The organism is Mycobacterium sp., assembly GCF_035653355.1.
In the GTDB taxonomy this organism is placed as follows: Bacteria; Actinomycetota; Actinomycetes; order Mycobacteriales; family Mycobacteriaceae; genus Mycobacterium.
Genome location: NZ_DASRBZ010000104.1, coordinates 1 through 9,807, shown reverse-complemented (window position 1 = coordinate 9,807; position 9,807 = coordinate 1). Strand labels below are relative to the sequence as shown.

The 9,807-nt window shown below is 65.2% G+C and carries 8 protein-coding genes, 1 tRNA gene and 1 pseudogene; 7 read left to right on the top strand and 3 right to left on the bottom strand.

The window, feature by feature from the left end:
* The first annotated feature begins 342 nt into the window (after nucleotides 1–342).
* Nucleotides 343–948: a hypothetical protein gene (locus tag VFA16_RS03360; RefSeq protein ID WP_324966454.1), complete on the top strand. Its 606-nt coding sequence runs from the start codon at nucleotides 343–345 to the stop codon at nucleotides 946–948.
* Between the two features lie 154 nt (nucleotides 949–1,102).
* On the opposite strand, the gene VFA16_RS03355 is transcribed toward VFA16_RS03360, so the two are convergent.
* Both VFA16_RS03355 and VFA16_RS03350 read right to left on the bottom strand, forming a co-directional pair.
* Nucleotides 1,103–1,960 carry a L,D-transpeptidase gene (locus VFA16_RS03355; RefSeq protein WP_324966453.1) on the bottom strand — a complete coding sequence of 286 codons (858 nt, stop codon included), beginning with the start codon at nucleotides 1,958–1,960 and terminating at the stop codon, nucleotides 1,103–1,105.
* A 224-nt stretch (nucleotides 1,961–2,184) separates the two neighbouring features.
* Nucleotides 2,185–2,544: an Rv2640c family ArsR-like transcriptional regulator gene (locus VFA16_RS03350; RefSeq protein ID WP_324966452.1), complete on the bottom strand. Its 360-nt coding sequence runs from the start codon at nucleotides 2,542–2,544 to the stop codon at nucleotides 2,185–2,187.
* 101 nt (nucleotides 2,545–2,645) lie between these two features.
* Between VFA16_RS03350 and VFA16_RS03345 the strand changes: the two genes are divergently transcribed.
* From VFA16_RS03345 to VFA16_RS03335, 3 genes and pseudogenes are all read left to right on the top strand, one after another.
* Nucleotides 2,646–3,122 carry an ArsI/CadI family heavy metal resistance metalloenzyme gene (locus VFA16_RS03345; protein WP_324966451.1) on the top strand — a complete coding sequence of 159 codons (477 nt, stop codon included), beginning with the start codon at nucleotides 2,646–2,648 and terminating at the stop codon, nucleotides 3,120–3,122.
* Nucleotides 3,119–4,623, top strand: a pseudogene (gene arsB, locus VFA16_RS03340) (ACR3 family arsenite efflux transporter). Before VFA16_RS03345 ends, arsB begins: the two are co-directional and overlap by 4 nt.
* 228 nt (nucleotides 4,624–4,851) lie before the next feature.
* A complete protein-coding gene (locus tag VFA16_RS03335; RefSeq protein ID WP_324966450.1) occupies nucleotides 4,852–5,517 on the top strand; it encodes a hypothetical protein in 666 nt (221 codons plus the stop codon).
* Nucleotides 5,518–5,581: 64 nt separating this feature from the next.
* Here the strand turns inward: VFA16_RS03335 and VFA16_RS03330 are convergent.
* Nucleotides 5,582–5,655 (bottom strand) — tRNA-Gly (locus tag VFA16_RS03330).
* 82 nt (nucleotides 5,656–5,737) lie between these two features.
* Between VFA16_RS03330 and dcd the strand changes: the two genes are divergently transcribed.
* From dcd to VFA16_RS03315, 3 genes are all read left to right on the top strand, one after another.
* Complete coding sequence (gene dcd, locus VFA16_RS03325; protein ID WP_324966449.1) at nucleotides 5,738–6,352, top strand: dCTP deaminase; 615 nt, start codon at nucleotides 5,738–5,740, stop codon at nucleotides 6,350–6,352.
* 178 nt (nucleotides 6,353–6,530) lie between these two features.
* Nucleotides 6,531–8,039 carry a DUF7159 family protein gene (locus VFA16_RS03320; protein WP_324966448.1) on the top strand — a complete coding sequence of 503 codons (1,509 nt, stop codon included), beginning with the start codon at nucleotides 6,531–6,533 and terminating at the stop codon, nucleotides 8,037–8,039.
* Between the two features lie 144 nt (nucleotides 8,040–8,183).
* Nucleotides 8,184–9,807, top strand: a 1,624-nt coding sequence (locus VFA16_RS03315; RefSeq protein WP_414687629.1) for a DUF7159 family protein, incomplete at its 3' end; no start/stop codon positions are given.

Below are 9,807 nucleotides of genomic sequence, written 5' to 3'. Positions count from 1 at the left end.
GCTGATACCGGAATTGAACCGGCGGTTTCAGCCGAAGTCGATTCTGTGCCGTTGCGGGGTGCAAGGTTTTTGTCATTTATGGAATATCAACGAAATAGGTCCGCGCGGGTCCACGGAAGTTGCGCAGATGTGCGGCACCGTCATTTCGTTTCCCCTTTTTTGTAAGCGTGGCGGTTAGACCAAACGTCACCATTTGGAAACGACGCGGTGCGGCGCGTCTTGGTTTCACATTTGCCGCTGACAATTGACCGGGTCGTCGAGATACGACGTGGGTACGGCTATGCGGTTCTGCTGCACCAACTCATGAGGAATATCTGAGCGCGAATGAAGGAGTTGAGGTTGATGACGATCTTCGATCGATTCAACATCAAAGTAGTTGCTGTCGGCGCTGGGTTGTGCGGAGCCGCAATAGCGTTGAGCCCGGGCGCGGGAGCTGCCCCGCTCATAACGGGTGGCTACGCCTGCATGCAGGGGTTGTCGGGCGAGGCTGCACCGTTGGCCACCGCCGGTGGAACGGCACCGGCCGCTGGCGGACCCGTAGCCGGCGGAGGACCGGCAACCGCTGGTGGGCCGGCAGCTGGTGGCGGACCAGCGGCTGGCGCGTGCACGGCTAGCGCTCCACTGACTGACATGGCTGGTGTTCCGATAGTTGCACCTGGGCCAGTTGCTGCTCCGGTGCCGGTCGGTGCTCCAGTTCCGGTGGGTGCTCCAGTGCCGGTGGGTGCGCCGGTGCCGGCTGGTGCGCCGGTCGGCGCTCCAGTGCCGGTGGGTGCGCCGGTTGCTGCCGGTGCGCCCGTGGTGGCGGGTGCACCGGTGGTTGCTCCGGTCCCGGAAGGTGCTCCGCTCATCGACATGTCTGGTAGCTACGGCGGTAAAGGTCAGCCGACGGGTCCGGCGCCCGCCGGTGGGCCCGTGCCGGGTCAGCCCGTTTTGCCTGGGCCTTCCTAGGCTGCCCCTTCGGCTGCAGCTCGGCGCCGAGGGCGATTTAGCCCACGAAACAGAAGCCACGGTCGTGATCGGCCTTGGGTTAACGACCGTCGCTTCTGTCTCGCGGACGTGCGGTCATCGCAGCGGTTCAGAGCGTTTGGGCTGCGGTCACACATTAACCCGGTGTGGATCCTCTTGAGGGAAGCCGGTGTGGTCGCTCTATTCCTGACTCCTGGACGATCACCGGGTCACCGATGTTGACCGCGTTGAAATACCATTCGGCGTCCGCGGGACTCAGGCTGATGCAGCCGTGGCTGACATTCTGACTTCCGAGTGAATTGATAGCCCATGGAGCTGAATGCACGAATAGACCGCGGCGGGTGATACGCACGGCGTAATCCACCGGGATCCGGTAACCGTCGGGATTGGTAACAGGGATGCCGACGCTGCTCGAATCCATCATCACCGAGCGTTCCTTGGACAGCACGGTGTAAGTGCCAACAGGCGTCGGGTATTCCGGCCTGCCCATCGAAGCCAACATCACCCCCTCTTCTCCCCAGTGAGGCCGGTGGTGCGGTGCGGGTCGTCGGGGCGGCGGCCCGTCGGCGACTCCGTCGATGGTGACGGTGAACGTGTGATCAGAGATATCGGCGACACCGAGGACAGCTGGACCAGTTTTGAACTTGGTGGGACGTCTGCCAACTGAAAGCGCCACAGTGCTGTGCGCCGGCCAGAATCCGTCCGGAACCCACTGCACGACGTTGGCGTCGAGCCATTCGAACTTGCCGGTCATCGGGGGCACCGATTTGACGTCGATAGCACGCTCGGCCGCACGTCGATTGGCGACGGGCGCGCTGAACGTCACGACCACGGGGTGCGCCACACCGACTACCTCTCCTTGCATCGGCAAAACCGACGCGATGGCGAACCGATACGACTGGTTCGTCGCCGCAAGGCTTATGTCGGCCGGACCCGCGACCACGGTCGCGGCGACACCGATCACCGCGACAACACACCGAACTACCGTCCGCATGGCTCCAGGTCCTCTTAATCGACAGAGTTGTAATAGGGATCGTAGGGCGCTGCAAGGACGGAAACCGAAAGGGCGCGTTAGCTATTGGATCAAGTCTCAGTCACGTTTCGGCTACGGCCAGGGAATATCAGCGAACGAAGCGGCTGCTGGGCGTGTTGGGCCGGCCGGCGCTCGGGCGATGGCGATGCAGCCGAAGCGGGAGACACTGTGATTCCGTTGAACGGTTAGGCACAGCAAGTGGGATCCAGCACTGAACACAGCGCAATGAGCGCATCGCGCCGGGGTCGGTGGTACACATTCATCCCCCGCCGTTCCGATTCGACCAGGCCCGCCCGGCGCAGCTGTGTCAGGTGGTGGCTGACTGTCGATTCCGTCAGTCCGACCGCGTCAGCCAGATCGCAACTACACACTTCGCCCTCTTTCGAGCTGAATAGCAGCGAGACGAGTTTGACTCGGACCGGATCGGCGAGGGCCTTTAGCCGCAGAGCGATCTCCAACGCTTCGTTGTCGTCTAGCGGTCCCGCTGCCACTGGCGAGCAGCACACAGGTGCGGAGATGTCGACAACCGGCAGTGTCTTCGGCATGCCCCCATGTTGTCACAGCTTGTTGACATATATCGAAGAAGTGGCATGATCGGACACGCGCACATAGTTCGATATAAGTCACAGAGGTAGGGAGGGCCGTCATGCCCCGAGTCCAACTCGCTCTCAACGTCGATGACATCGACGAGGCGATCGCGTTTTACTCCAAGCTGTTCAACACCGCGCCGGCCAAAGTGAAACCGGGCTATGCAAACTTCGTCGTCCCCGAGCCGCCGTTGAAGCTCGTCCTCATCGAAAACCGTGGCCTCGGTGGGACCCTCAATCACCTTGGCGTTGAAGTCGAAACGAGCGATGCAGTGCGTGCCGAGATTGCCCGCTTGGCTGAGGAAGGCATGTTCACCGAAAAGGAAATGGGAACGACCTGTTGTTTCGCCATGCAGGACAAGGTGTGGGTGACCGGCCCCGGTGGTGAGAGGTGGGAGGTGTACACCGTGCTGGCCGACGCGGACACATTCGGCTCTGCGCCGCACGACGGGGACAAGTCCAATGACAACGGCTGCATGTGCTGTGGAACTGCTGGCGATGCCGAAAGCGGTAACACGGCGGCCGCACACTCGTGACGCAGACAGTACAGCAAGACGAACATCCCGCTGTCGTCCAAGGCCTTTCGCTTCTAAATCGGCTCCTGCCGGTGTGGATTGGCATCGCCATGGGCACCGGATTGCTGTTGGGTCGGTTCGTACCGGGATTGAATGCGGGTCTGAATCACATCCAATTCAATGGGATTTCGTTGCCCATCGCGCTGGGTCTACTGGTCATGATGTACCCGGTTCTTGCCAAGGTCCGCTATGACCGGCTCGACACCGTGACCCGTGACCGCCGATTGCTGCTTAGTTCGCTGCTATTGAACTGGGTGCTCGGTCCGGCGCTGATGTTCGCATTAGCGTGGTTGTTGCTGCCTCATCTGCCCGAGTACCGCACTGGGGTGATCATCGTCGGCCTGGCCCGATGCATAGCGATGGTGATCATCTGGAATGACCTCGCTTGCGGCGACCGCGAGGCCGCAGCGGTATTGGTTGCCCTGAACTCGATTTTTCAGGTCGCCATGTTCGCCGCGCTTGGCTGGTTTTACCTGTCCGTGCTGCCCGGCTGGCTCGGCTTGCAACAGGCCTCTATCACCGCCTCGCCTTGGCAGATCGCCAAGTCGGTCCTGATTTTTCTCGGTGTCCCGCTGGTCTTGGGTTATCTGTCGCGCCGAGGTGGGGAACGCAACAAGGGCCGATCATGGTACGAGTCCCGGTTCTTGCCCGCTGTCGGCCCCTGGGCGCTCTACGGGTTGTTGTTCACCATCGTCATCCTGTTCGCCCTTCAGGGCGCACAGATCATTTCGCGCCCTTGGGATGTCACGCGGATCGCGTTGCCGCTACTGGCCTACTTCTCCATCATGTGGGGCGGCGGCTACATCCTCGGCGCGAGGCTGGGTCTCGGCTATGAACGAACCACCACACTGGCATTCACCGCCGCCGGGAACAATTTTGAGCTAGCGATAGCCGTTGCCATCGCCACTTTTGGTGCGACGTCCGGGCAAGCCCTGGCCGGAGTTGTTGGGCCGCTAATTGAAGTGCCTGTACTTGTCGCGCTGGTTTATGTGTCCCTGGCAGTCCGACGCCGATTCACGCCGACCCCGAGCGCAACATGACTGATCCCTGCGGGAAACCCACAGTGTTGTTTCTTTGTGTCCATAATGCGGGTCGGTCCCAGATGGCTTTGGGGTTCTTCAGGCACCTCGCCGGTGACCGTGCCGTCGCGTTCTCCGCGGGATCCGAGCCGGCCGACCTGGTTAACCCGACCGCAGTGTCAGCGATGGCCGAAAAAGGCATCGACATCGCTGCAGGGCAACCGCGGCGCTGGACTGACGAGATCGTGCACGCTGCTGATGTCGTCGTCACGATGGGCTGCGGTGACACTTGTCCCGCCATTCCGGGCCGGCGTTACGAAGATTGGGCCTTGCCCGATCCGGCGGGGAAGCCAATTGAAGCCGTTCGACTGATACGCGACGACATTGAGATGCAGGTCCGCCGGCTGCTGGACGAATTAGGCGTTGTGCTGTCGCGAGGGTGATATCGGGTGGGTACGGCCTCGCTTCATCGACGCGTAACAGCGTCGGCCGTAATGAACTTGAATCGGATGACGGGAATCCATACCCGTACTGAGCTGGCAAGACGTCGGCGCCAGTTTTGGGCACGTGTCAAGTAGCTGGCGCGCACAGCCTCCTGCCGAACCTGCTGTCAGAACCGATTAGTTATTATTCCGTGACCCTTCCTCCATTTGCTCGTGAGGTGGCTTCGCGTGGGAAGACATCGGCTACCTAGTCGCCGACCAAAGTCATCGGTAGTCATGGCTGCCGTGGGGGCCCCGGCCGCCGCCGTATTCTTCGCGGTCAGCGGAAGCGCCCACCCGTTGCGGTCGAGCGGTGACGCCGAGCCGGTTAATGACGGCGTTGGCCCGTGCTGCCTGCAGCTCGTCGGAGCGGCACCGAACGCCGTGTCGTGGGCGCGGTCCGGTGGCCAACCTGCTTCCGACGAGTCGATGCGGGCATCGAGATTGCGGGTGGCGCGCCAAGACTTTAAGCAGCTACTACCCCCTGGCAAGGCCCCGGAGCATGGGCTGCAGGTCAAAACCATCTTGGTGTCTCGCACCATCAGCGCGATATTTCCCGAGATCCAAAGCATCGGCGGTGTTCGGCCTGATGCGCTGAGGTGGCATCCCAACGGCTTGGCGCTCGACGTGATGATCCCCAATCCCGGCAGCGCCGAGGGCATCGCACTAGGTAACCAGATCGTCGCGTTCGTGCTCAACAACGCGGATCGCTTCGGCATACAAGACGCGATCTGGCGCGACGTCTACTACACGCCTGCCGGCCCGCAAGGATCGGGTTACGGGCACTACGACCACGTCCACATCACGACCACCGGAGGCGGATATCCCACCGGTGAAGAGATCTACATGCGGTAAGGAGAAAAGGAAGCCGAGCTGCGACAAGCGATTCGACCGGCGGTTCCCGCCTTATCGACATCAATGGAGCCGATGACGGGAATCGAACCCGCGTTCTCAGCTTGGGAAGCTGATGTTCTGCCATTGAACTACATCGGCGCAGTCGCTTCGGAAGGCTAGCATCCTGCGTTGCGTCGTTCATCAACATCGCGGGCGCGATATCAGCAGATACGCTCGCCGTGTGCTGCTCTCCGATCGCGATCTTAGGGCCGAAATCGATGCCGGGCGGTTGATCATCGACCCGTTCGACGACGCCTTGGTGCAGCCGTCCAGCGTGGACGTCCGCCTCGACAGCTTGTTTCGGGTGTTCAACAACACCCGCTACACCCACATCGACCCCGCCCAGCAGCAAGACGAGTTGACCAGCCTGGTTGAGCCGGTCGACGGCGAACCGTTCGTACTACACCCAGGTGAGTTCGTGTTGGGCTCCACGCTGGAGGTCTGCACGCTGCCCGGGGACCTGGCAGGCCGGTTGGAGGGCAAATCCTCGCTCGGCCGACTGGGCTTGTTGACCCACTCGACGGCGGGTTTCATCGACCCGGGTTTCAGCGGCCACATCACTCTGGAGCTCTCCAACGTCGCCAACCTGCCGATCACGCTGTGGCCGGGCATGAAGATCGGTCAGCTGTGCATCCTGCGGTTGACCAGCCCGGCCGAGCATCCCTACGGGAGCGCTCGGGTGGGCTCGAAATACCAGGGACAGCGGGGCCCGACCCCGTCGCGCTACTACCAGAACTTCATCGAGTCCTCAGAAAGCACCCCGGCAGGACGGGCGTCGCACCGCAGCACGCAGTAAAGTCGAATTACGGGACTGTGGGGGCTCAGCGTCCTGCGCCCGCCAGAACTAGATACCGTCCAGCTAACTTTGGCGTGTGACGCCGCACAAACTGCGGCGATGAAGTGGGTGGCTGCCGGACTGAGGGTGCGCAATTCGGGGCATGCCTCGGCTGGCGAGCAAACGACTTGGAGGGGCAGTGGACACCGTACTTGGTGTGTCGATGGCACCCGCGACGGTCCGCATGGTGTTGGTCGAAGGCGAAAACGCCGACGGCGTCACCGTCGATGAGGAGAACATCGAGCTACCAGCGGACGACGAGTCGGCGCCGTCGACGGGAGCTGACCAGGTTATCTCTGCGATCCTCGGCACGCGCGAGGGCGCGACCGAGGCCGGCTATCAGCTGCGCTCGATCGGCGTGACGTGGACCGACCCGGTACAAGCCAACGCGCTGCGCGACATGCTGGTCGCCCGCAAGGTCGAGAACGTCATGCTGGTCTCGTCGTTTTTGGCCGCGGCCGCGCTCGCGCAGACGGTAGGCAGTGCCACCGACCACGGCCACACCGCTCTGCTCTACGTTGAGCCCGACAGCGCGACCTTGGCCGTGGTCAACACCGCCGACGGATCCATCGCCGACGTGCACCGCCAGCAGCTGCCCGACGACGACGACGAAGCGGTGGCCAAGCTGGTCGAAATGGTCTCGGGCGCTAACAATCTGGAAGCCCAGCCCGAGAGCTTGTTCGTCATCGGCGCCGGCGTTGACATCCCGATGATCAAGCCGGCGTTGGAGGCGGCGAGCCCGCTTCCGGTCAGCGCGCCCGAGGAGCCGGCGACCGCGCTGGCGCGCGGTGCGGCGCTGGCCTCTGCCAGTGCCCCGCTCTTCGCGTCGTCGACGGCTGCGCTGGCCTATGCCCAGGATCCCGGCACCGGCGCGGTGACCCCGTACGCGGTCGCTCCCGGCTACCTGGCCGCGGCGGAGGTGCCGGTTGACGAGGCCCTGGCCTACAGCGCTGTACCCGACGAGGAGGCCGAGGCTTTCACACTGGCCGCCGACGAACACGCCACCCCCTACGCCGTCCCTGTGGCCGAGGAAGAAACCTACACCACAGGGATGTTCCCGGACTTCGGCGCCGAAGCTGCCGAGCAGCCCAGCCGCCGGCCATTCCTGGCGGCCATGAGCGTGCTCACGATCTTCGTGGTTGGTGTGGTGGCGCTGGTACTTTCGCTCGCGGTGTCCATCCGGCCGAATGTCGCTCAGCGGCCCACCCTCGGTCAGAACGTGGTCGCTCCGGTGCAGCAGCTGCCCGCACCACCGCCGCCGAAAGCGGCAGTGCCGGCCCCGCCTGCACCCGCGCCGGCCCCGGCCCCCGCGGCGGCACCTGCCCCTGCGCCGGCGCCTGCTCCTGCGGCGGCGCCTGCTCCGGCTCCCGTCCCGGCCCCTGCGGCGGCGCCTGCTCCGGCTCCCGTCCCGGCACCTGTTCGGATACCGGCTCCGGCCCCGGAGGCACCCGCTCCAGCGCCTCCGCCGCCCGCCCTGCCGCCGGTCGTTCCAGTAATCCCGCAGATCGTTCCGCCTCCTGTGGTGATCGGTCCACCGGTAGGACCGCGCGGTGGCGACGAGGGTGGCTGGGGCCACGGCGGCTTCGGGATTCCCGGCCTCGGCGGCGGGCACGGCGGCTTCGGCGGCGGGCACGGCCGCGGCCACTGAGTGGTCCAAAGGCTCGGCATCGGGTTCTAACACACCGTGACCTCGGTCCAGGTGTGACGCCGCCGCACCGACGTTTGGGACGGTGGTCCGCACGGCTACTGCTTCAGATGGACGTTGGCTAATCGACCGGGCCGTGGAGGAACAGTGGACACCGTACTGGGCGTATCGATGGCGCCGAACACGGTGCGCATGGTGTTGGTCGAAGGTGAAACCGCCGAGGGCGTCACCGTCGAGGAAGACAGCTTCGACGTCACGCGAGGCGACGACTCTCCAACCGTAAGCGCGGCCGACCAGGTGGTCTCGGCGATCCTGGGCACGCAGGAAGGCGCGAAGGAAAGCGGCTACCAGCTGTCCTCGGCGGGCATCACCTGGACCGACCCCACGGACGCCGCCGCGCTGCGCGACGCGTTGGCGTCCCACAAGATGGAAAACGTCATGCTGGTCTCGGCATTCTTGGCCGCGGCCGCACTGGCACAGAACGCCGGCAACGCCGTCGGCTACCACAACACCGCGCTGCTGTTCGTCGAGCCCGACACCGCCACCCTGGCCGTCGTCGACTCGGCCGACGGTTCCGTCACCGACGTACGCCGACAGCCATTGACCGGCGCCGACCCGCTTTCGGAGCTGACCACGATGGTCGCTGGGGCCGAAACGTTGCCGGAACGCCCACAGGGGGTGTTCGTCGTCGGCTCCGGCGTCGACGTCGCCGCACTCAAGCCGCGACTAGAGGCGGTTACCTCGCTGCCGGTCAACGCAGCTGAAGAGCCCGAAACCGCGCTGGCCCGCGGCGCGGCGCTGGCGTCGGCCAACGCGCCGTTGTTCTCGTCGTCGACCGCCGCCCTGGCCTACGCACAAGATCCCGGAACAGGTGCCGTCGACCCGTACCGAGTCGCCCCCGGCTACCTCGACGTTCCCGACGCCCCAGAAGCAGGTGGCGAGCGACCGCTGGCTTACAGCGCGGTGCCTGACGACGAAGCCGACGCCTACACCGCGGTCGCGGATGAGCCGGCCACCGGCACCGGTGTGTATCGCCCCGTCGTACGCAAACAGCGACGCAGGCCGTTCATGCTGGTTGGCAGCGCGCTGGCGGCGGTTTTCGTCGTCGGCGTTGTGGCTCTGGTCGTCGCTCTGGCGATGACAATCCGGCCATCGGTTGGTGTGCGGCCTAATCCAGGCCATAACGCGGTCGCCCCGAGTGCTCCACCGCCTGCAGCGCCGGCGCCGTCTCCACCACCGAACGCTGCGCCTCCGGCCGCGCCGGCTCCGGCGCCACCGCCGAATGCTTCACCTCCCGCCGCACCGGCGCCGCCACCTGCGGCGCCCGCTCCCGCACCTGCCCCGGCGCCCGCGGCTCCGGCTCCCGCACCTGCCCCGGCGCCTGCGGCCCCAGCTCCTGCACCTGCGCCGGCAGCACCGGCGCCCGTAGTGCCCGCACCTGCGCCTGCGGCTCCCGCACCTGCTCCAGTGGCTCCGGCGCCAGCGCCGGTAGCACCGCCCCCGGCTCCCGTAGCGCCGGCCCCGGCTCCTGCTCCTGTGGTTCCGGCGCCCGCTGTGCCGCAGCTACCGCAGATCTTCAGCCCGCCGGTGCAAGGCCCGCCCGTCCAACCGGGGGGCGGTGACCATGGCGGCGGCGGCTGGGGTCACGGCGGCGTGCCCGGCGGTGGTGGCCTGCCCGGCGGTGGTGGCGGATTTCCCGGGGGAGGGGGCTTTCCCGGCGGCGGCCATGGCGGCAGGGGCGGCGGCGGCCACGGCGGCTTCGGGATTCCAG